The organism is Kitasatospora sp. NPDC004669 (assembly GCF_040609455.1).
Taxonomy (GTDB): Bacteria; Actinomycetota; Actinomycetes; order Streptomycetales; family Streptomycetaceae; genus Kitasatospora.
The window spans coordinates 96098-116702 of record NZ_JBEXKB010000014.1 but is presented as its reverse complement, the minus strand read 5'-3'; the positions used below and the strand labels follow the sequence as shown (position 1 = coordinate 116702).

General features: G+C 72.7%; 16 protein-coding genes, 1 tRNA gene and 2 pseudogenes. 16 read left to right on the top strand and 3 right to left on the bottom strand.

Translation table 11 applies throughout. The features are described 5' to 3' along the window. Positions 1-430: 430 nt before the first annotated feature. From ABZW30_RS14900 to ABZW30_RS14875, 6 genes and pseudogenes are all read left to right on the top strand, one after another. Positions 431-1600 (top strand): LLM class flavin-dependent oxidoreductase, encoded by a 1170-nt coding sequence (locus tag ABZW30_RS14900; RefSeq protein ID WP_355671493.1) that lies wholly within the window; start codon positions 431-433, stop codon positions 1598-1600. Between the two features lie 8 nt (positions 1601-1608). After that, a pseudogene (locus ABZW30_RS14895) lies at positions 1609-1869 on the top strand (hypothetical protein); the annotation flags it as partial. Positions 1870-1879: 10 nt separating this feature from the next. Beyond that, a complete protein-coding gene (locus ABZW30_RS14890) occupies positions 1880-2824 on the top strand; it encodes an ABC transporter substrate-binding protein (protein ID WP_355671492.1) in 945 nt (314 codons plus the stop codon). Between the two features lie 251 nt (positions 2825-3075). Further along, positions 3076-3291: pseudogene (locus tag ABZW30_RS14885) on the top strand (amino acid ABC transporter permease); the annotation flags it as partial. A 44-nt stretch (positions 3292-3335) separates the two neighbouring features. Then, positions 3336-4088 (top strand): amino acid ABC transporter ATP-binding protein, encoded by a 753-nt coding sequence (locus tag ABZW30_RS14880; protein WP_355671533.1) that lies wholly within the window; start codon positions 3336-3338, stop codon positions 4086-4088. A 138-nt stretch (positions 4089-4226) separates the two neighbouring features. After that, a complete protein-coding gene (locus ABZW30_RS14875; protein WP_355671491.1) occupies positions 4227-5447 on the top strand; it encodes a serine/threonine-protein kinase in 1221 nt (406 codons plus the stop codon). Here ABZW30_RS14875 and ABZW30_RS14870 read toward each other — a convergent pair. After that, on the bottom strand, positions 5403-6101 hold the full coding sequence (locus ABZW30_RS14870) for an MBL fold metallo-hydrolase (protein WP_355671490.1): 699 nt from the start codon (positions 6099-6101) through the stop codon (positions 5403-5405). The two genes, ABZW30_RS14875 and ABZW30_RS14870, sit on opposite strands and share 45 nt — an antisense overlap. Positions 6102-6376: 275 nt before the next feature. Between ABZW30_RS14870 and ABZW30_RS14865 the strand changes: the two genes are divergently transcribed. Then, entirely contained in the window at positions 6377-7228 is an 852-nt protein-coding gene (locus tag ABZW30_RS14865) for a fumarylacetoacetate hydrolase family protein (RefSeq protein WP_355671489.1), read from the top strand. Between the two features lie 91 nt (positions 7229-7319). Here ABZW30_RS14865 and ABZW30_RS14860 read toward each other — a convergent pair whose 3' ends face one another. After that, complete coding sequence (locus ABZW30_RS14860; protein ID WP_355671488.1) at positions 7320-8075, bottom strand: TetR/AcrR family transcriptional regulator; 756 nt, start codon at positions 8073-8075, stop codon at positions 7320-7322. Between the two features lie 164 nt (positions 8076-8239). On the opposite strand from ABZW30_RS14860, the gene ABZW30_RS14855 reads away from it, so the two are divergent. The 3 genes from ABZW30_RS14855 to ABZW30_RS14845 all read left to right on the top strand — a co-directional run bounded on the left by ABZW30_RS14855 (position 8240) and on the right by ABZW30_RS14845 (position 12207). Next, positions 8240-9946, top strand: coding sequence for a DUF885 domain-containing protein (locus tag ABZW30_RS14855; protein WP_355671487.1), 1707 nt, complete (start codon positions 8240-8242; stop codon positions 9944-9946). Between the two features lie 258 nt (positions 9947-10204). Then, a complete protein-coding gene (locus ABZW30_RS14850) occupies positions 10205-11122 on the top strand; it encodes a carbohydrate kinase family protein (protein WP_355671486.1) in 918 nt (305 codons plus the stop codon). 104 nt (positions 11123-11226) lie between these two features. Then, a complete protein-coding gene (locus ABZW30_RS14845) occupies positions 11227-12207 on the top strand; it encodes a serine protease (RefSeq protein ID WP_355671485.1) in 981 nt (326 codons plus the stop codon). Positions 12208-12489: 282 nt separating this feature from the next. On the opposite strand, the gene ABZW30_RS14840 is transcribed toward ABZW30_RS14845, so the two are convergent. After that, positions 12490-12561: transfer RNA gene (locus ABZW30_RS14840), tRNA-Arg, on the bottom strand. A 170-nt stretch (positions 12562-12731) separates the two neighbouring features. Here ABZW30_RS14840 and ABZW30_RS14835 point away from each other — a divergent pair. The 6 genes from ABZW30_RS14835 (at position 12732) to thrB (ending at position 20324) form a co-directional block, all read left to right on the top strand. Beyond that, positions 12732-13151, top strand: coding sequence for a response regulator (locus ABZW30_RS14835; protein WP_355671532.1), 420 nt, complete (start codon positions 12732-12734; stop codon positions 13149-13151). A gap of 94 nt (positions 13152-13245) precedes the next feature. Continuing rightward, positions 13246-14907 (top strand): arginine--tRNA ligase, encoded by a 1662-nt coding sequence (gene argS, locus ABZW30_RS14830; protein ID WP_355671484.1) that lies wholly within the window; start codon positions 13246-13248, stop codon positions 14905-14907. Between the two features lie 166 nt (positions 14908-15073). After that, on the top strand, positions 15074-16468 hold the full coding sequence (gene lysA / locus ABZW30_RS14825) for a diaminopimelate decarboxylase (protein WP_355671483.1): 1395 nt from the start codon (positions 15074-15076) through the stop codon (positions 16466-16468). A 137-nt stretch (positions 16469-16605) separates the two neighbouring features. Beyond that, entirely contained in the window at positions 16606-17898 is a 1293-nt protein-coding gene (locus ABZW30_RS14820) for a homoserine dehydrogenase (RefSeq protein WP_355671482.1), read from the top strand. Between the two features lie 10 nt (positions 17899-17908). Further along, on the top strand, positions 17909-19018 hold the full coding sequence (thrC, locus tag ABZW30_RS14815; RefSeq protein WP_355671481.1) for a threonine synthase: 1110 nt from the start codon (positions 17909-17911) through the stop codon (positions 19016-19018). Between the two features lie 367 nt (positions 19019-19385). Continuing rightward, complete coding sequence (gene thrB, locus ABZW30_RS14810) at positions 19386-20324, top strand: homoserine kinase (RefSeq protein ID WP_355671480.1); 939 nt, start codon at positions 19386-19388, stop codon at positions 20322-20324. Positions 20325-20605: the final 281 nt, after the last annotated feature.

Sequence of the window (20605 nt, the reverse complement as noted above, 5' to 3'; positions counted from 1 at the left end):
CGCGGTGTGTCGGAAAAGCGACAGGAGATCGCAACAGTGCGGCAATGATGGGTGGTTGACGTACCGCTCGGCCGACTGCTCAACTTGAGGCCATGTACGCCGAGCAGCCCCTGGTCACCCGCGACCACATCGACTTCGGTCGGGTGTGGTCCGCGGCGTGTCGCGGCTGACCCGGCAGCGGGCCGCCCGTCCGGCCTGATCTCCCAGCGGGGAGCCCTCCCTCGGTTCGCCCCGTCGCGCGCCCGGATCCGTCGCCGTTGACCGGCGGCGCGTCAGGCCTTCGCTGCCGCCGATGACGTCGCACCGCACTCCGGCAGTTCCCCTTTCCCCACCCCTTCACCGTCACGTACCGGACGGCCGCCCCGCCGCGGCCGCCACCGGTGTGCCCACCCGCGGTCCACCGGACTCCGCTCACCCGAAAGGTTCCGCCATGCCCGTCGAATTCCTCGGCATCGCCGCCACCGGCGACGGCTCGGAGACCAACCCGCGCACCACCGCCGCCTTCGACCGCGACTACACCCTGCGGCTGGCCCGGGCGCACGAGGACCACGGCTGGGACCGGGTGCTCTTCGCGTACGGCTCCGGCTCCCCGGAGCCGGCGGCCGCCGCGGCCTTCCTCGCCTCGCACCTCGACAGGCTGCAGATCCTGCTCGCGCACCGGCCGAACGTCTCCTACCCGACCTTCGCCGCCAAGACCTTCGCGACCCTGGACCGGATCAGCGAGGGCAGGCTGACCGTCCACTTCATCACCGGCGGCACCGACCACGAGCAGCAGCGCGAGGGCGACTTCCTCACCAAGGACCAGCGCTACGAGCGCACCCGCGAGTACATCGGCATCGTGAAGAAGGCGTGGACCAGCCGGGAGCCCTTCGACCACGAGGGCCCGCACTACCGCTTCAACGACTTCGTCTCCGACGTCTTCCCCGTGCGGCAGCCGCGCCCGGCGGTCTCCTTCGGCGGCTCCTCGGAGGCGGCCTACGCGGCCGGCGGCGCCGAGGCGGACATCTACTGCCTCTGGGGCGAGCCGCTGGCCCGTACCGCCGAGCAGATCGAGCGGGTGAGGGAGGCGGCGCGGGCCGCCGGACGGACGGACGTGCCGCGGATCCAGGTGGCGTTCCGGCCGATCATCGCGCCGACCGAGGAACTGGCCTGGGAGAAGGCGCACCGCACGGTGGCCGCGATCAGGGCCCGCCGGGAGAGCGGGGACCCGGCCCCCCGCCGCCGCCCGGTCGCCGCCGCACCGGAGACCGCGACACCTGAGAACGTCGGCTCGCAGCGCTTGATCGCGATCGCCGAGGCCGGCGAGCGCTACGACCGCGCGCTGTGGACCCCGACCGCCGCGGCCACCGGCGGCGCGGGCAACTCCAACGCGCTGGTCGGCACCCCGGAGACGGTCGCCCAGGCGCTGCTGGACTACTACGACCTGGGCGTGGACATCCTCTCCGCGCGCGGGTACGACCTGCTGGGCGACGCGATCGACTTCGGCCGCTACGTCATCCCGATCGTCCGGGAGGAGGTCGCCAAGCGGGACGCCGCCAAGGCCGAGGCGGCGGCGCGGGCCGGGCACGAGCGCAACCAGCTGATCGCGGTACAGGCGTGAGCGACGGGCGCGGCCTGGCCCGCCGGGTGCCGGCCGAGCCGGAGCGGACGGCCGCGGCCGTCGGCTACCGCCGGATCCACCTCACCACCGGCCCGCGCCGGCCCGAGGCCAAGGGCCTCTACCTGGCCGCCGGCTACACCCCGCTGTTCGACGTGACCGCCGATCCCCTGACCATCGGCCCGCTCCCCTTCGAGAAGTCCCTGCCGGTCCTCGACACGTCCGTGCCGGTCATCGGCAAGCCCCTGCCGACCCTGCTCCCGACCTCCTGAAAGGCCCCCCGTGAGAACCACCACCGCCGCCCGCCGCCTGCTCGCGGCCGCCGCCCTGCTGCCGGTCCTGGCGCTGGCCGCGTGCGGCTCGGACCCGAAGATCGCGGGCGCGGCGGGGGCGAGCGGGTCCGCCGCCGCCACCGAGGACGTCGTCTCCGGCCTGGCCGAGTCCGAGGCAGCCGCCGCCCTGTTGCCCGAAGAGGTGCGCGCCTCCGGTGTGCTGAAGTTCGGCTCCTCCTTCGGCGCCCCGCCCAGCGCCTTCTACGCCGACCAGGTCAGCAGGAAACCGGTCGGGGTGGACGTGGACTTCACCGACGCGGTGGCCAAGCTGCTCGGCCTGACCGTGCAGCGCGAGGAGGCCGCCTTCGAGACCATCCTGCCCGCCCTGGACAGCGGCAAGTTCGACGTCGGCACCGGCAACTTCGGGGTCACCACCGCGCGGCTGAGGACCATCGACTTCGTCACCTACATCGACGACGGCCAGGGCTTCGCGGTGAAGAAGGACAACACGTCCGTCCAGCCGGTCACCGACCTGGTCCAGCTCTGCGGGCTGACCATCGGCACCGGCGCCGGCACCACCTTCGAGACCACGCTCAACAGCCGCAAGAGCGTCTGCACCGACGCCGGGAAGAAGCCGTACGAGGTCAGGGCGTTCAGCGAGGGCGGCGCGCTGCTGACCGGGCTCCAGCAGGGCCGGGTGGACGTCGAGATGTCCACCATCAACGGCCTGCGCCACCAGGCCGCGCAGGAGGCCGCCGGGGTCCGTTTCCTCAACGAGTTCCACCGGCTGGACGTCGGCTTCGCCTTCAAGAAGGGCTCCAAGCTCACCCCGGCCTTCCAGGCGGCGGTCAACCAGTTGATCAAGGACGGGACGTACCAGCGGATCCTCAAGAAGTGGGGGCTCGCCGACTCGGCCATCCCGCAGTCGCGGATCAGCCCGCCCGAACACCCCTGAACCCCGGCTCCGTCGAACGCGGCGCAGGGCCTGTCGAAGGAGTCCCCCGATGACCGTCAGCACCCAAGCACCGCCGTCCCCGTCGAGATCGGCGCCCGGCCTCGCCCCCGCGGAACTGGACGGCCTGCGGACCGTCCTCGCCCGGCACTCCTGGCGCTGGGCGGCCGGGGTCGCCGCCCTCGTCCTGCTGGCCCAGTTCGCCCACGGCCTGGCCACCAACCCCGGCTGGGACTGGCCGACCTTCCGGCGCCCAGGTCATCTACGGCCGGACCGGTCGGGTGGTGCCGCTGCTGATGGTCGCCACCGTCTGGTACGTGGTGCTGACCACGGTGCTGTCGATCGGCCGGTACTACGTCGAGCGCCACTTCTCCCGGGGTGCCCGGCGCACCCCGTCGCCCGGCCCGCTGCAGCGCCTCCGGGCCTTCGTGCGGAGCCTGCCCGTCCGTACCTCCGGAGGTAACCCGTGACCACGCTGACGCAGCCCGCACCGACCAGGGCCGAGGCCGCCCCGATGGTGCAGGTCCGCGGCCTGCACAAGAGCTTCGGCGCGCTGGAGGTGCTGCGCGGGGTCGACCTGGACGTCCCGGCCGGCTCGGTGACCGTGCTGCTCGGCCCGTCCGGCTCCGGCAAGTCCACCCTGCTGCGGGCGATCAACCACCTGGAGAAGCTCGACCGCGGCTACGTCGCGATCGACGGTGAGCTGATCGGCTACCGGCGCTCCGGCGACCGGCTGTACGAGCTCAAGGAGCGCGAGGTACTGCGCCAGCGCACCGGCATCGGCTTCGTGTTCCAGAACTTCAACCTCTTCCCGCACCTGACCGTGCTGGAGAACCTGGTCGAGGCGCCGGTCGCCGCGCTGGGCCGCCCCCGGGCCGAGGCCAGGGCGACGGCGCTGGCACTGCTGGAGCGGGTCGGGCTGGCCGACAAGGCCCCCGCCTACCCCCGGCAGCTGTCCGGCGGACAGCAGCAGCGGGTCGCCATCGCCCGGGCGCTCGCCCTGGAACCCAAGGTGCTGCTCTTCGACGAGCCCACCTCGGCGCTCGACCCGGAGCTGGTCGGCGAGGTGCTGGACGTCATCAAGGACCTCGCCCGCAGCGGCACCACGATGATCGTGGTCACCCATGAGATCGGCTTCGCCCGCGAGGCCGCCGACACCGTGGTCTTCATGGACGGCGGCGTGGTGGTCGAGCAGGGCCCGCCCGCCGAGGTCCTGGACCGCCCGCGGCACGAGCGCACCCGGGCCTTCCTGGCCAAGGTGCTGTAAACCTCCTCCCCCCGAATCCCCTCCCCCCGAGCCCAGGCCCTGAGGGCCTTCCCCGTTCACCCGTTCGTCCCCGCCCGCCGCTATGGTGGCCCATCCGACGGCGAACGACGTGCGGGCGCGGTCGAGTTGGGGGAGGGCATGCACAAGGGCGAGGTGCTCGACGGTCGCTTCCGGTTGGACGACTTCCTGGGCAGGGGCGGCTTCGGATCGGTCTGGCGGGCGACCGACAACTGGCTGGAGCGGGAGGTCGCGATCAAGCTGCTGCTGGCCGAGCACGCCGCCGACCGGGAGGCCGTCGGGCGGTTCGTCCGCGAGGCCAAGCTGGCCGGCGGCCTGTCCAACCCGCACATCGTCACGGTGCACGACTACGGCCGGGTCGCCGACGGCGGCGGGGAGACGCACTACCTGGTGATGGAGCTGGTCCGCGGCCGGTCGCTGTCCAAGATCCTCAAGGAGGGCCGGCCGGACCACGGACGCGCGCTGGCCTGGATGGGGCAGATCTGCGAGGCGCTCGACGCGGCGCACCGCAGCGGTGTCATCCACCGGGACATCAAGCCCGAGAACGTGATGATCTCGGACAGCGGGGACCGGGCGAAGGTGTTGGACTTCGGCATCGCCCGGCTGCTCACCCAGTCCACCGGCCTCACCTCCACCGGCAGCGTGGTCGGCACCGTCCCGTACCTGGCGCCCGAGTGCTGGTCCGGCGGCACCGTGGACGGCCGGGCCGACCTCTACGCGCTCGGCGTGATGCTGTACGAGGTCAGTACCGGCCGGCGGCCGTTCCACGCCGACTCGCCGTACGGGTACATGGCCAAGCACCTGGAGGTGACCCCGCTGCGGATCCGCAGCCACGACCCGGCGCTGGCCGACCTGGTCGCCCGGCTGCTCGCCAAACGGCCCGCCGACCGGCCGGCCGACGCCGCCGAGGTGCTGGAGCGGCTGCGCCGGATCCGGCCGGGGATGCTGCGGCCGGACGACCCCAGCCCGGAACAGCTGCGCCGCCGGGCCGACCAGGCCTGGGAGCTCGGCGCCGACGGCAGGACGGGGGAGGCCGTGCAGGTCCTGCTGAAGCTCGTTCCGGATTTCGCCCGGATCTGCGGCCCGGCCGACCCGCGCACCCTGCGCACCTGCCACGACCTGGCCCTCTGGCTGGCCCGGGACGGCAGCCGGGGCGCCGCCGTCGAGCTGCTGGAGGCGCTGACGCTGGAGCCCGGCGCCGCCCCGGAGGCCCGGGACGACCTGCGGCGCGACCTCGCGCACTGGCAGCGGGAGGCCGCCCGGCTCGGCCCGGGCGAGGGACGGGGCCCAGGGCCGCTACGCCTGGGGGTGCTGCTCGGCGGCGGCGCGCAGGGCCGCTGAGGCGCCGACGGCGATCGGGTCGCCGTGCCCGAACACCACCGTCTCCACCGGCAACGCGGCCAGCCGGTGGAAGGAGGCGAGGGCCAGTGCCGGGTCGGTGTTGAACACCCCCGGCCTGGTCTGCCCCTGGACGTTGGACACGGTGTCCCCGGTGAACAGCACCCCGGGCCCCGGCAGGTGCAGCGCGATGCTGCCGTCGGTGTGGCCGGGCACGTGCACGACCAGCGCGCCGCCGCCGATGTCCAGCACGTCCCCGTCCCCGACCTCGCGGTGCACCGGGCAGGGCTCGGCGGGCGGGATCGGCGGCAGGCCGTCCCACAGCTCCTGTTCGAAGGCGTTCAGCACCGGCGGCGCCGCCGGCTGCTCGCGCCGGACGACCGGCGCCTCCAGCCGGTGCGCCACCACCTCGGCGCTCCAGCGGCGGGCCAGCTCGGCGGCCGAGCCGGTGTGGTCCTCGTGGTGGTGGGTGAGCACGATCCGGCGCAGTGCGGCCGGATCCAGCCCGATGGTGCGGATGCCCTTCTCGATCCCGTCCGCCGACCCGGCGATGCCGGTGTCGACCAGGGTCAGTCCGTGTTCGTCCCGCCAGAGGTAGGCGGTGCCGAACTCCAGGGTGATCATGTGCAACTCGTCGCGTACCCGGGTGATCTCCATGCTCGGATCCTGCGCCCTCCGGCGCCGCCGTACGCCCGCGTTCGCTCTGGGCCTGTCCTGGGCGTGCGCGGTTCGCTCCCGGCGGCTCCGCCTGCGGGTGTCAACCGTACGGGCGGCCGATTCGGGCCCTCGGGCTCCGGTGGGATTTGATGGGAATTCGCCCATCGGGACGGTCTGGTCCACGGCCCCGGGCCGTTGATATACCTCGTTGCCGGACTCGGGAGCGGTGTCCGCGCCGCCCCGGTGAGCTGCGACGAAAGGCTGGTGACGGATCGATGAAGCTCCTCCGCGTCGGACCCCCGGGCGCCGAGCGCCCGGTCGTGCTGGGCGAGGACGGCACCGCGTACGACCTCTCCGGGCGGGCCCGCGACCTCGACGGGGCCTTCCTGTCCGGGCTGGACACCGACGCCCTGGCCCGGGAGGTGGCCGCCGGCCTGCTGCCGACGGTGGACCTGGACGGCCTGCGGGTGGGCGCGCCGGTGGCCCGGCCGGGCAAGGTGGTCGGCATCGGGCTCAACTACCGCGACCACGCGGCCGAGGCCGGGGCCGCGATCCCGGACGAGCCGGTGATCTTCCTCAAGCCGAGCTCCACCGTGGTCGGCCCGTACGACGAGGTCCTGGTGCCGCGCGGCGGCGAGAAGACCGACTACGAGGCCGAGCTGGCGATCGTGATCGGCCGCACCGCCCGCTACCTGGACTCGCCCGCCGAGGCCGCCGGGGTGATCGCCGGCTACACGATCGCCAACGACGTCACCGAGCGGGCCTTCCAGTTCGAGCGCGGCGGCCAGTGGGACAAGGGCAAGTCGGCGGAGACCTTCACCCCGCTCGGGCCCTGGCTGGTCACCGCCGACGAGGTGGCCGACCCGCAGGCCCTGGAGCTGCGGCTCTGGGTCAACGGCGAGCAGCGGCAGCACGGCAGCACCGCCGAGATGATCTTCCCGGTGCTCGAACTCGTCCGCTACACGAGCCGGTTCATGGTGCTGGAGCCCGGCGACGTGATCGTCACCGGCACCCCGGCCGGGGTCACCCTGGGCCGCCCCGGCACGCCGTTCCTCGCCCCGGGCGACGTGGTCGAGATCGAGATCGACGGCCTCGGCCGCCAGCGCCAGGTGCTCGGCAAGGCGTAACCTCCGGCTGCACCCGACCCTTGGCACGGGGGTCGGGAAGGCCCTACCGCGAGCCCGGCCCCGGCCCCGGTCACCGCGAGCCGAGCCCGCGTCACCGCCCGCCCAGCACCGCGCGCAGCCGCCCGGCCCGGTCGGTGCTCGGACCGTCCAGCGCGAGCAGCCCCGCCAGCACCTCCGCCGTCTGCGGATCGTGCAGCGCCGTCGCCGCCGCCATCGCCGTGAACTGGTCCACCAGCCAGTCGCGCAGCTCCGCCATCGGCAGTGCGCGCCCCTCGTCCAGCCAGCTCAGCGAGGCGCCCTCGACCACCGCGATCCACGAGCGCACCAGCAGGGTCAGCCGCGGCCCGGCCTCCCGCACGCCCAGGTGCCGTACGGTCCGCTTGAGCGCCGCCCGCCGGACGTCGTCCACGATCGCCGAGGTGCGGGCCGTCTCCACCACCGAACCGCCGCGCAGCAGCGCCGAGTAGCCGGCCTGGTGCTCGGACACGAAGTCGAAGTAGCCGTCCAGAACGGCCGCCAGCTGCTCGGACGGCGTCCCGGTCGGCGGGACGGTGAACCGGCTGGTCAGCTCGTCGGCCGCGGTGCGCAGCGCGGCCTCGTACAACTGCTGCTTGCCGCCCGCGAAGTAGCGGTAGACCAGCGGCCGGGAGGCCCCGGCGGCCTCGGCGACGTCGTCCAGGCCCACCTCCTCGGGCGGCCGGGAGGCGAACAGTTCCAGGGCGACCGCGATCAGCTGCTCACGCCGCTGTTCGACCGGCAGCCGCCGGTAGCCGGTGCGACGCGGTCGCAGGTCGGGTGCGGCCGGGGTGGGGACCGGTCCGGGTGCCGTGGTGGGGCGGGCTTCCATGGCCGTCAGCGTAATGGGCGTCGGATCGATCGGGACCTGTCGGGCACGGATCTTTCCGAACGGGCGTTTGTGTCGCCCACCGTCCGTCAGATCCCGGGCCGGTGCAGGTCAACCGGTCTGCGGTAGGGGCTTGCAAACGGCCCCGGCAACGCGATGATGTCCGGATGGTTGAAGAACTGATCACCTCCGGCGGCGACACCCCGCGCCGCATCGCCGACGACTACGTCCGCACCCTGGCCGAGCTCGACCCGCTGACCGCGGTGTACCTCGGCCTCGACCCCGAGGGCGACCGCCTGCCCGACCTCTCCCCGGCCGGCGCCGAGGCGATCGCCGACCTGGGCCGCCGCACCCTGGCCCGGCTGGACGAGGCCGAGCGGGCCGGCGCCGCCGAGGACGAGGCCGAGCGCCGCTGTGCCCGGCTGCTGCGCGAGCGGCTGACCGCCGAACTCGCCGTCCACGGGGCCGGCGAGCACTTCCGCGCGGTGCGCAACCTGGCCTCCCCGGTGCACAACACGCGGGAGGCCTTCACCCTGATGCCCACCGGCACCGAGGCCGAGTGGCAGGTGATCGGCCGCCGGCTGGCCCGCTTCCCGCTGGCGCTGGAGCAGTACCGGCAGACCCTGGCCGAGGGCGTCGAGCGCGGTCTGCTGTCCGGTCCCCGCCAGGTGGAGACCGTGATCGGGCAGTTCGGCGAGTGGCTGGACGGCGAGGTGCCCGGCGGGTGGTTCGGGCAGTTCGTCCAGGACGCCCCGGAGGGCGTGCGCGCCGAGCTGTCCGCCCACGCGGTGGCCGCCGCCGAGGCGCTGGCCGCACTGCGTGACTGGATGCGCGACGTGTACGCCCCGGCCGCCGCCGGCACCCCGGACCAGGTCGGCCGGGAGCGCTACGGCCGCTGGGTGCGCTACTGGACCGGCGCCGACCTGGACCTGGACGAGGCCTACGCCTGGGCCTGGGGCGAGTTCCACGACCTGTACGCGCAGATGCGGGCGGAGGCCGAGAAGGTCCGCCCGGGTTCCGACCCGATGGCCGCGATGAAGTGGCTGGAGGAGGACGGCCCGGCCATCGAGGGCGCCGAGCCGACCCGGGAGTACCTCCAGAGCCTGATGGACCAGGCGATCCGGGACCTCCAGGGCAGCCACTTCGACCTGGCCGAGCCGGTCACCCGGGTCGAGTCGCGGATCGCCCCGGCCGGCAGCGCCGCCGCGCCGTACTACACCGCGCCCTCGCTGGACTTCAGCCGCCCCGGCCGGACCTGGCTTCCGCTGCTCGGCAAGGACCGCTTCCCGGTCTGGGACCTGGTCTCCACCTGGTACCACGAGGGTGTCCCGGGCCACCACCTGCAGCTCGCGCAGTGGAACTACGTCGCCGACCGGCTCTCCACCTACCAGGTGAGCCTCGGCGGGGTCAGCGCCAACCTGGAGGGCTGGGCGCTGTACGCCGAGCGCCTGATGGACGAGCTCGGCTACCTCACCGACCCGGGCCACCGCCTGGGCTACCTCAACGCCCAGATGATGCGGGCGCTGCGGGTCATCATCGACATCGGCATGCACCTGGGCCTGGACTTCCCGGCCGACTCCCCGTACAAGCCGGGCGAGCCGGTGAGCCCGGAGCACGCCCGCGAGTTCTTCGGCCTGTACTGCGGCCTGTCCGCCGACTTCCTGGACAGCGAGCTGGTCCGCTACCTGGGCCTGCCCGGCCAGGCGATCGGCTACAAGCTCGGCGAGCGCGCCTGGCTGCGCGGCCGGGCGGCGGCGAGGGCGGCGCACGAGGCGCGGGGCGAGGAGTTCGACCTCAAGGCCTGGCACATGGCGGCGCTCTCGCAGGGCTCGCTGGGGCTGGACGACCTGGTCGCGGAGCTGTCGGCGCTGTAGGGCCGGTGCGCAGCGGGGCCCTGGGACTCGGTCGCGAGTCCCGGGGCCGCCGCGATGGCCGACGTCAGGGCCGACGTCAGGGCCACCGTGAAACCGGCCGGCGAGGTCCGGGCGGAAGCGGGGGCGGGGCGGCCACGGGCCGATTGAGAGCGGCCGATCGGCAGCACCCCGATTGAAAGCTTGCAGCAAGGTCTTGCAGTCAACCTCCGGTGCCTGCTTGACTCCTGGCCACCGTCCGGGGATCAAGGAGGCGCCGCCATGCTGCCGGAAACCGAGTCGCCCGAGTTCGACCTGCTGGTCGTCGGTGGTGCCGGGGTGGACACCATCGTCCGGGTCGATCGGCTGGAGATCCCGCCCGGCGACTCGCGGTTCGTCGAGCCGGTGCGCGACTACGTCGGCCACACCGGCAACGGCGTCGCCCTCGGCGCCCACCGCCTCGGCCTGCGCACCGCCTTCCTGGACTTCCTGGGCGACGACCCGCAGGGCGACCTGGTCCGCGCCCACTACCGGCGGCACGGGCTGCACTTCGCGCACCTGGTGAGCCCGCACGGCACCCCGCGCGGGGTCAACCTGGTGGACGCGGACGGCCGCCGGTTCTCCTTCTTCGACGGCCGCCACCCCGCCGACCTGCGGCTCCCGCGCGAGTTCTACCTCCCGTACGCCGAGCGCAGCCGACACGTCCACCTCTCCATCACCGGCGTCAACCGCGACATGTACGACGACCTGCGCCGGCTGGGCCGCACCACCTCCGCCGACCTGCACGACTGGGACGGCGCGAACCCCCACCACCGCGACTACGCGCTCGGCTCCGACCTGGTGTTCCTCTCGGTGGCCGGCTGCCGCGACCGGCACGAGCAGGTGATGCGGGCGATCCTCGCCGAGGGCCGGGCCGCCGCGGTCACCGCCACCGCGGGCGCGGAGGGCTGCTACCTGCTCACCCGCGAGGACGGCGTCCTGCGCCACCTGCCCGCCGTCGACCCGGGCCGCCCGGTGGTGGACACCAACGGCGCCGGGGACGCCTTCGTCTCCGGATTCCTGTACGCCTGGTTCCGCGGACACCCGCCGCTGGACTGCGCCCGGGCCGGTTCGGCGGCCGGCGCGTTCACCTGCACCAGTGCCGGTACGCACACCGACTTCATCGACCCCCGCGAACTGGATACCCTGCTGTCCCGGTGACCGATTTCTCATCGACCTCCAAGCCTGCGGTAACAACCTTTGCAGGCTGAGGCGTCATAGTCGTTGACCGAACGCCGCCACCGACCACGGCAGGAGAGACAGGCATGGGTCAGCACCGCCGCGAGAGGTCGCGCCGTCACCGTCTGCTCGCCCCGTCGCTGTTCACCGCGCTGTCCGCGGTCGTGGTGGCCGCGATGGTGACCGGGGCGCACGAGCTGAACCTGTCCGACGCGACGGCCGCCGGGAAGGCGGCCCGCAGCGTCCGGACCGTCGCCGCGCCCACCCCGAGCGCCACCACGGAGGCGCCCGCCTCGCCCGCCCCGGCCGCGGCCACCACGCCGAGCGACAGCCCGACCCCCTCGTCCTCGCCCACCCCCACCGACACTCCCACCGACACCCCGACGGCCACCCCCGACACCCGCAGCGCCGTCCTCGGGGCAACCGCCGCCGCCCCCACCGCGGACAAGGAGAGTGCCATCGTGGGCGCGCTGTTCAGCGGCTCGGTGACGGCGGGCAACCACTTCTGCACCGCCAGCGTGCTGCACAGCGCCACCGGCAACCTGCTGCTGACCGCCGCCCACTGCATCACCGGCACCGACGGCGTCGTCTTCGCCCCGGGCTACCGCGACGGCTCCGCGCCGTACGGCACCTGGCAGGTGACCGCGGTCCACACCACCACCGGTTGGTCCCAGAAGGGCGACGTGGACGAGGACTTCGCGATCCTGGAGACCGCCCCCAACAACGGCCGCAAGGTCGAGGACGTGGTCGGCGCCAACCGCCTCGGCACCAACGAGCCCTTCGGCGCCACCGTCCGCCTCTACGGCTACCCGGCCGACGCCGAGACGGCCAGCCTCTGCACCAACACCACCGACAAGCAGAGCGCCTACCAGCGCGTCATCCAGTGCCCGTCCTACCCGGCCGGCACCAGCGGCGGCCCGTGGATCAACACCGCCACCGGTGACGTGGTCGGCGCCATCGGCGGTTACCAGCAGGGCGGCGACAGCGACGACACCTCGTATAGCGCCTACTTCGACCACACCATCGCCGACCTGTACTCCCAGGCCGAGTCCGCCGCCTCGGCCTGAGCGCCGGGCGGCTCCGGCCCCCTTCAGGGCCTTCCGGGGCCTTCCGGGGCTCGACCCCGCGAACGCCGGCCCCCTCCGGGGCTCGACCCCGCCAATGCCGACCCCCTCCGGGGCTCGACCCCGCCAATGCCGACCCCCTCCGGGGCTCGACCCCGCCAACGCCGACCCCCTCCGGGGCTCGACCCCGCCAATGCCGACCCCCTCCGGGGCTCGGACATGACGAAGGCCCAGATCCGTGGATCAACTCCACTGATCTGGGCCTCAGTTGCACTTACCGCGAAGTGCCCCCGGTAGGATTCGAACCTACGCACCCGCCTCCGGAGGGCGGTGCTCTATCCCCTGAGCTACGGGGGCCTGTTGGCCTGTCGGCCGCTTCCGCGTTCCGACGGAATGAACACTACCAGGCTTCGGTCGTGGTCCGTGCACGGGTTTCCGGAAAGATCGTCGGGGTCGGCCCGGGGCGGAAGTGCCCAAAGGCCGGACGTATCGGCGGGCCCGCCGATACCCTCGGTGAGGTGTCGGGAGTGTCCGGGCGGGTCCTCGTGGTGGACGACAGCGAGGTGATCCGCCAGCTGATCAGGGTCAACCTGGAGCTTGAGGGCTTCGAGGTGGTGACCGCTGCCGACGGCGCCGAGTGCCTGGAGGTCATCCGCCGGGTGAAGCCGGACGTGGTGACCCTGGACGTGATGATGCCGCGGCTGGACGGCCTGCGGACCGCGGCCCGGCTGCGCGCGACCCCGGACACCAGTCGACTGCCGATCGCGATCGTGAGCGCCTGCACCCCGGCGGATCTGGACCTGGGGGAGGCCGTCGGGGTGGACGGCTACCTCGGCAAGCCCTTCGACCCGGCCGATCTGGTGGCCCTGGTCCGGCGCCTGATGCGACTCACCGGACAGCCCGAAGTGTTTCGCCCTGAGCGAACGGATCGCACGGATCGCGGCTGACACCCCTGGACGCACGGCGTGGCGGCGCCTCCACGCGTCTCAACCGGTAAACGGAGTGGCGGGCGGGCACCCCGTCTCGCCTACGCTTGGCGTCGTGACCCCCGCAGACCTTTCCCAGGCAATCCAAGCCGCAGTGAGCTCCGCCGTCGAGGCGGGCGAGCTGGCCGTCGCCGTGCCCGAGCACGTGACGGTCGAGCGGCCCAAGAACCGGGACCACGGCGACTACGCGACGAACGTGGCCCTCCAGCTCGCCAAGGCGGCCGGCAAGCCGCCGCGAGCCGTTGCCGAGCTGCTGGCCGACCGCCTGCGAGGGATCACCGGCGTCGCCAAGGTCGACATCGCCGGTCCGGGCTTCCTGAACATCACCCTGGACACCGCCACCGCCGGTGCGCTCGCCCGCACCATCGTCGAGACGGGCGAGGCCTACGGCCGCAACGAGGCCCTCAAGGGCCTGAAGATCAACCTGGAGTTCGTCTCCGCCAACCCGACCGGCCCGATCCACATCGGCGGCGTCCGCTGGGCCGCCGTCGGCGACTCGCTGGCGCGCGTGCTGCGGGCCTCCGGTGCCGACGTCACCACCGAGTACTACCTCAACGACGCCGGCGTGCAGATCACCAAGTTCGCCGCCTCGCTGCAGGCCGCCGCGAACGGCCGCGAGGCGCCCGAGGGCGGGTACGTCGGCGAGTACATCGTCGACATCGCCAAGGCGATCACCGGCGCCGTCCCCGGCGTGCTCGACCTGCCCGAGGACGAGCAGCTTCAGGTCTTCCGCACCGAGGGCCTCAAGCTCATGGTCGCCGAGATCAAGCGTTCGATGGACGAGTTCGGCACCCACTTCGACGTGTGGTTCTCGGAGAAGACGCTGCACGACTCCGGCGCCGTCGAGAAGGCCATCGACCGGCTGCGCGAGCAGGGCCACGTCTTCGAGCAGGACGGCGCGGTCTTCCTGCGCACCACCGACTTCGGCGACGACAAGGACCGCGTCCTGATCAAGGCCGACGGCGACAAGACCTACTTCGCCGCCGACGCCGCCTACTACCTGTCCAAGCGGGACCGCGGCGCCGAGGTCGCGCTCTACATGCTGGGCGCCGACCACCACGGCTACGTCAACCGCCTCAAGGCCATCTCGGCCTGCGCGGGCGACGACATGGACCGCAACATCGAGGTGAAGATCGGCCAGTTCGTGAAGATGCTTCGCGACGGCGAAGAGGTCCGCATGTCCAAGCGGGCCGGCAACATCATCACGATCGACGACGTGGTCGAGTGGATCGGCGTGGACGCCGCCCGCTACACCCTGGCGCGCTCGTCCACGGACTCGACGATCACGCTGGACATCAACATCCTGACCAGCCAGACCAACGAGAACCCGGTCTACTACGTCCAGTACGCCCACACCCGGATGTGCGGCGTGGCGCGCAAGGCCGTCGAGCTGGGCGTGGACAAGGGCACGGCCGAGCAGTTCAAACCCGAGCTGCTCGCCACCGAGTGGGAGTCCGACGTGCTCGGCCACCTCGGCGAGTTCCCGCGCGTGCTGGCCACGGCCGGCGAGCTGCGCGAGCCGCACCGGGTCGCCGTGTACCTGGAGAAGCTCGCGGGCAAGTACCACCGCCTGTACGAGAACTGCATGTTCCTGCCCAAGGGCGACGAGGAGCTCACCGACACGCACCGGGCCCGCCTCTGGCTGGTCGAGGCGACGCGTACGGTGCTCGCCAACGGCCTCACGCTGCTGGGCGTGACGGCGCCCGAGCGGATGTAAGCACCACCCCCAAGCGCACAGCGGGGGGCGGCTGACGGTCAACGGTGACCGTCGCCGCCCCTTGCCATAGGTCTCGAAGGACTTTGCAGAACATGAGCGAGCGAAGCGAGCGAATCATGAGAGCCGTGTCTGACGAAGGCACCGCCGAGCGAAGCGAGGCGGGAGCATGAGTCGCTCCGCACACCCCGCAGGCCCCCGGCACGGGGACGTGTTGTCCGAGGCCCACTACCAGGCCCCGCCGGCCGACCTGAACGCGCTCGACCCCAAGGTCTGGTCGCGCACCGTCGCCCGCAACGCCGAGGGCGTGGCCACCGTCGGCGGGATCGACGTCAAGCAGCTGGCGGCCGAGTTCGGCACCCCGGCCTACGTGCTGGACGAGGAGGACTTCCGGACCCGGGCCCGCGCCTGGCGGGACGCCTTCGGCGCCGACGCGGACGTCTTCTACGCCGGAAAGGCCTTCCTCTCCAAGGCGGTCGTGCGCTGGCTGCACGAGGAGGGCCTCAACCTCGACGTGTGCAGCGCCGGCGAGCTGGCGGTCGCGCTGGCCGCCGGGATGCCGCGGGAGCGGATCGCGCTGCACGGCAACAACAAGTCGGTGGACGAGCTCGAGCACGCGGTGAAGACCGGCGTCGGGCACATCGTGGTCGACTCCTACGAGGAGATCGAGCGCCTGGCCGCGATCGCCGCCCACCAGGGCGTGCGCCAGCAGGTGCTGATTCGGATCACCGTCGGCGTCGAGGCGCACACCCACGAGTTCATCGCCACGGCGCACGAGGACCAGAAGTTCGGCCTCTCGTTGAACGGCGGCGCCGCGGCCGAGGCGGTGCGCCGGGTGCTGGCGCACGGCGACAGTCTGGAGCTGCGCGGCATCCACTCGCACATCGGCTCGCAGATCTTCGACACGGCCGGCTTCGAGGTGGCCGCCCGTCGGGTGGTCGGCCTGCTGGCCGGGATCCGCGACGAGCACGGTGTCCAGCTGCCCGAGATCGACCTCGGCGGTGGCCTCGGCATCGCGTACACCAGCGAGGACGACCCGCGCGAGCCGGCCGAGATCGCGGCCGCGCTGGCCGACATCGTCCGCCGTGAGTGCGAGGCCGCGAACCTCGACACCCCCCGGCTGTGCGTGGAGCCGGGCCGGGCGATCGTCGGCCCGACCGCGTTCACCCTGTACGAGGTCGGCACGGTCAAGCCGCTGGAGGGCCTGCGCACCTACGTCAGCGTGGACGGCGGGATGTCCGACAACATCCGCACCGCGCTGTACGACGCCGAGTACTCGGTGGCCCTGGTGTCGCGCACCAGCGAGGCCGAGCCGATGCTGGTCCGGGTGGTCGGCAAGCACTGCGAGTCCGGTGACATCGTCGTCCGGGACGCCTTCCTGCCGGCCGATCTGACCCCGGGCGACCTGATCGCGGTGCCCGCCACCGGCGCCTACTGCCGCTCGATGGCGAGCAACTACAACCACGCCCTGAAGCCCCCCGTGCTCGCCGTCAAGGACGGTGCGGCCCGGGTGATCGTCCGGCGCGAGACGGAGGAGGATCTCCTGCGCCTGGATATCGGATGACGAAATTCTCGTCTCAGATCATGGAACGACCGTAGATCCGTGCGGAAAGTCCCCGAGACTGGTACGGACCGAAGTTTCCGGTGGCCCCGAAAAACCGCCGGGAATACCGAAGCACGATGAATGCAGAGCGGAGTCGGATGATGCGTACGCGCCCGCTGAAGGTGGCGTTGCTGGGTTGTGGTGTGGTGGGCTCCGAGGTGGCGCGCATCATGACGACGACGGCCGACGACCTCGCCGCTCGCATCGGTGCCCCGGTCGAGCTCGCCGGGATCGCGGTCCGCCGGGCCGGCCGGGTGCGCCCCGGTGTGCCCGAGCACCTGATCACCACCGACGCCGAGGCCCTGATCAACCGGGGCGACATCGACGTGGTGGTCGAGGTGGTGGGCGGCATCGAGCCGTCCAAATCGCTGCTCCTGTCCGCCTTCAAGCAGGGCGCCTCGGTGGTCAGCGCCAACAAGGCGCTGCTCGCCCAGGACGGCACCGAGCTGCACGCCGCGGCCGCCGAGGCCGGGGTGGACCTGTACTACGAGGCCGCGGTGGCGGGCGCGATCCCGCTGCTGCGCCCGCTGCGCGAGTCCCTCGCGGGGGACAAGGTCAACCGGGTGCTGGGCATCGTCAACGGCACCACCAACTTCATCCTCGACAAGATGGACACCACCGGCGCCGGCTACTCGGAGGCACTGGAGGAGGCCACCGCGCTCGGCTACGCCGAGGCCGACCCGACGGCCGACGTGGAGGGCTTCGACGCCGCCGCCAAGGCCGCGATCCTGGCCGGTATCGCCTTCCACACCAAGGTGACCGCGGCGGACGTCTACCGCGAGGGCATCACCGAGGTGACCGCCGCCGACATCGCCTCCGCCAAGGCGATGGGCTGCGTGGTCAAGCTGCTCGCGATCTGCGAGCGGGCGGCCGACGGCGGGTCCGTCACCGCGCGGGTCCACCCGGCGATGATCCCGCTCTCGCACCCGCTGGCCTCGGTCCGCGAGGCGTACAACGCGGTGTTCATCGAGGCCGAGGCGGCCGGCCGGCTGATGTTCTACGGCCCGGGCGCGGGCGGCTCACCGACCGCCTCCGCGGTGCTCGGTGACCTGGTCGCGGTCTGCCGCAACAAGCTGGCCGGCGCCACCGGTCCCGGTGACTCGGTGTACACCCGGCTGCCGGCCAAGCCGATGGACGAGGTGGTCACCCGCTACCACGTCAGCCTGGACGTGGACGACCGCGCGGGCGTGCTCGCCCAGGTCGCGTCCGTGTTCGCCGAGCACGGTGTGTCCATCGACACCGTGCGCCAGCAGGGCCGCGACGGCGACGCCTCGCTCGTCGTGGTCACCCACCGTGCCACCGACGCCGCACTGTCGGCGACGGTCGACAAGCTCCGCGCGCTGGACAGCGTGCGGGACGTGGCCAGCATCATGCGGGTCGAAGGGGAGTAAGGAACAGATGATGAGCGGCGTTGCCGAGAACGCGGCCAGAAACACCCACACCCATACCCACACCCACCAGTGGCGCGGGCTGATCGAGGAGTACCGGGACCGTCTGCCGGTCACCGCGGCCACCCCGGTGGTCACCCTGCTGGAGGGCGGTACGCCCCTGGTCCCCGCCCAGGTGCTCTCCGAGCGCACCGGCTGCGAGGTCTACCTCAAGGTCGAGGGCGCCAACCCGACCGGCTCCTTCAAGGACCGCGGGATGACGATGGCCATCTCCAAGGCCAAGGAGGAGGGCGCGCAGGCCGTCATCTGCGCGTCCACCGGCAACACCTCGGCCTCCGCCGCCGCGTACGCGGTGCGGGCCGGGATGGTCTCCGCCGTGCTCGTCCCGCAGGGCAAGATCGCCCTCGGCAAGATGGGCCAGGCGCTGGTGCACGGCGCCAGGATCCTACAGGTCGACGGGAACTTCGACGACTGCCTGACGCTCGCGCGCGAACTGTCCGAGAAGTACCCGGTGGCCCTGGTCAACTCGGTGAACCCGGCGCGCATCGAGGGCCAGAAGACGGCGGCCTTCGAGATCGTCGACATGCTCGGCGACGCCCCGGACATCCACGTCCTGCCGGTCGGCAACGCGGGCAACATCACCGCGTACTGGAAGGGCTACCGCGAGTACGCCACCGACGGGATGGCCTCGCGCACCCCGCGGATGTGGGGCTTCCAGGCCTCCGGCTCGGCCCCGATCGTGGACGGCGCGCCCGTCCTCAATCCGCAGACCATCGCGACCGCGATCCGGATCGGCAACCCGGCCTCCTGGGACTGCGCGCTCGCCGCCCGGGACGAGTCCGGCGGCCTCATCGACAAGGTGACGGACCGTCAGATCCTCGCCGCCTACCGGCTGTTGGCCGCACAGGAGGGCGTCTTCGTGGAGCCCGCCTCGGCTGCCTCGGTGGCCGGTCTGCTGGCCAAGGCGGAGGCCGGCCTGGTCGACCCGGGCCAGCGGATCGTCTGCACCGTGACCGGCAACGGCCTCAAGGACCCGGACTGGGCGGTGGCCGGCGCGCCGCAGCCGCAGGTCGTCCCGGTCGACCCGGAGGCCGCGGCCCAGCGGCTCGGACTGCTGGACTGACGAAGGGGCCTGACGCTTCGACGGGCCGACCCTTTCGGGGGAGGCCCGTCAAAGTTCTCCGCCGGCTCTTTTGTGTCAATTCCGCTTCGCATTCCGATCCGATTCCGCCCTTCTCTTCGACAGAGAGGGGTGCGCATTCCGGCCAGAAGCGGCAACACACCAGATCGAGGGCCCACGGGGTGTACCACTGGGGAACCTCTCTTCGATACTCTGGCTTCGGCCGTGTGGCACATGCCCCGGGCCCGTCCTTGTGCGGGCCGCGCCGACGACTGTGGCCGCCCGCCCCGTGGGTCCTCGGCCCTCCCCCCCCACCCTTGCACCGACGACGCGCTTCGCGCCGCCCGATTTCCCCAGGAGAGTCCACCGTATGGCCGGTCCTGCGTTCCGTGCCGCCGCCGTCCGGGTCCGGGTTCCCGCGACCAGCGCCAACCTCGGTCCGGGCTTCGACGCCTTCGGACTCGCGCTGGGCCTGTACGACGACGTGGTCGTCCGGGTCGCAGACTCGGGCCTGTCCGTCGACATCGCCGGCGAGGGTGCCGAGACGCTGCCCCGGGACGAGCGCCACCTGCTGATCCGTTCGATGCGGGCCGCCTTCGACCGGCTCGGCGGCCAACCCCGCGGCCTCGAAGTGGTCTGCGCCAACCGGATACCGCACGGCCGCGGCCTGGGCTCCTCCTCGGCCGCCATCTGCGCCGGCATCGTGGCCGCCCGCGCGGTCACCATCGGCGGTCCGTCCGCGCTGGACGACGACGCGCTGCTGGCCCTCGCCTCCGAGCTGGAGGGCCACCCGGACAACGTCGCGGCCTGCCTGCGCGGCAACTTCACCATCGCCTGGACCGACGAGGAGTCGGCCAAGGCGGTCGCCCTGGAGCCCTCCGAGCAGGTCGTCCCGGTGGTGTTCGTACCGGCCGGCGAGGTGCTCACCGAGACCGCCCGAGGCCTGCTGCCGAAGACCGTCCCGCTTGCTGACGCTGCCGTCAACGCGGGCCGATCCGCGCTGCTGGTGGAGGCGTTGACCCGGCGGCCCGAACTGCTCCTCGCGGCCACCGAGGACCGGCTGCACCAGGACTACCGCGCCTCGGCCATGCCGGACAGCGCCGCGCTGGTCGGCGTGCTGCGCGCGGAGGGCGTCCCCGCGGTCATCTCCGGGGCCGGTCCGACCGTGCTGGCGCTCACCGACGAGGCCGGCGTCGACAAGGTGCTCTCCTTCGCCGGCCACCACGGCCACGGCGGGGACCCGGCGTTCGCCGCGCACCGGCTCGGCATCGACCGGACCGGGGCCGCCGTGCTCCCGCTGGGCGTCTGAGCAGCCAGTTCGGGCCCGGCGTCCAGCCGGGCCGTCCGGACACGATTGGCAAGCCCGAGGTCGGGGAATGTGTGAGGGGGTCGGTAGTGTTAACCTCATTGCTGCACCAGGTGCCCTCCGGGGCTCGGTGCGCCGCGTCCCGATCCCAGCACTCCACGGCCGTGGAGTCGTGGCGATGTCCGGGGCGACGATTCTCCGGGAGCCCACCGCAGCGCGTACGCAGCCTGCCTGCGCGACATGCGGCCGCATCCCGAAGCCGTGACGGCACCTGACTCCCACCC

What these genes read in the sequence shown, in the direction of transcription:
- ABZW30_RS14900 (WP_355671493.1), top strand. Translation starts at nt 431, where the DNA reads ATGCCCGTCGAATTCCTCGGCATCGCCGCCACCGGCGACGGCTCGGAG.
- ABZW30_RS14880 (WP_355671533.1), top strand. Translation starts at nt 3,336, where the DNA reads ATGGTGCAGGTCCGCGGCCTGCACAAGAGCTTCGGCGCGCTGGAGGTG.
- ABZW30_RS14875 (WP_355671491.1), top strand. Translation starts at nt 4,227, where the DNA reads ATGCACAAGGGCGAGGTGCTCGACGGTCGCTTCCGGTTGGACGACTTC.
- ABZW30_RS14870 (WP_355671490.1), bottom strand. Translation starts at nt 6,101, where the DNA reads ATGGAGATCACCCGGGTACGCGACGAGTTGCACATGATCACCCTGGAG.
- ABZW30_RS14865 (WP_355671489.1), top strand. Translation starts at nt 6,377, where the DNA reads ATGAAGCTCCTCCGCGTCGGACCCCCGGGCGCCGAGCGCCCGGTCGTG.
- ABZW30_RS14860 (WP_355671488.1), bottom strand. Translation starts at nt 8,075, where the DNA reads ATGGAAGCCCGCCCCACCACGGCACCCGGACCGGTCCCCACCCCGGCC.
- ABZW30_RS14855 (WP_355671487.1), top strand. Translation starts at nt 8,240, where the DNA reads ATGGTTGAAGAACTGATCACCTCCGGCGGCGACACCCCGCGCCGCATC.
- ABZW30_RS14850 (WP_355671486.1), top strand. Translation starts at nt 10,205, where the DNA reads ATGCTGCCGGAAACCGAGTCGCCCGAGTTCGACCTGCTGGTCGTCGGT.
- ABZW30_RS14845 (WP_355671485.1), top strand. Translation starts at nt 11,227, where the DNA reads ATGGGTCAGCACCGCCGCGAGAGGTCGCGCCGTCACCGTCTGCTCGCC.
- lysA (WP_355671483.1), top strand. Translation starts at nt 15,074, where the DNA reads ATGAGTCGCTCCGCACACCCCGCAGGCCCCCGGCACGGGGACGTGTTG.
- ABZW30_RS14820 (WP_355671482.1), top strand. Translation starts at nt 16,606, where the DNA reads ATGATGCGTACGCGCCCGCTGAAGGTGGCGTTGCTGGGTTGTGGTGTG.
- thrC (WP_355671481.1), top strand. Translation starts at nt 17,909, where the DNA reads ATGAGCGGCGTTGCCGAGAACGCGGCCAGAAACACCCACACCCATACC.
- thrB (WP_355671480.1), top strand. Translation starts at nt 19,386, where the DNA reads ATGGCCGGTCCTGCGTTCCGTGCCGCCGCCGTCCGGGTCCGGGTTCCC.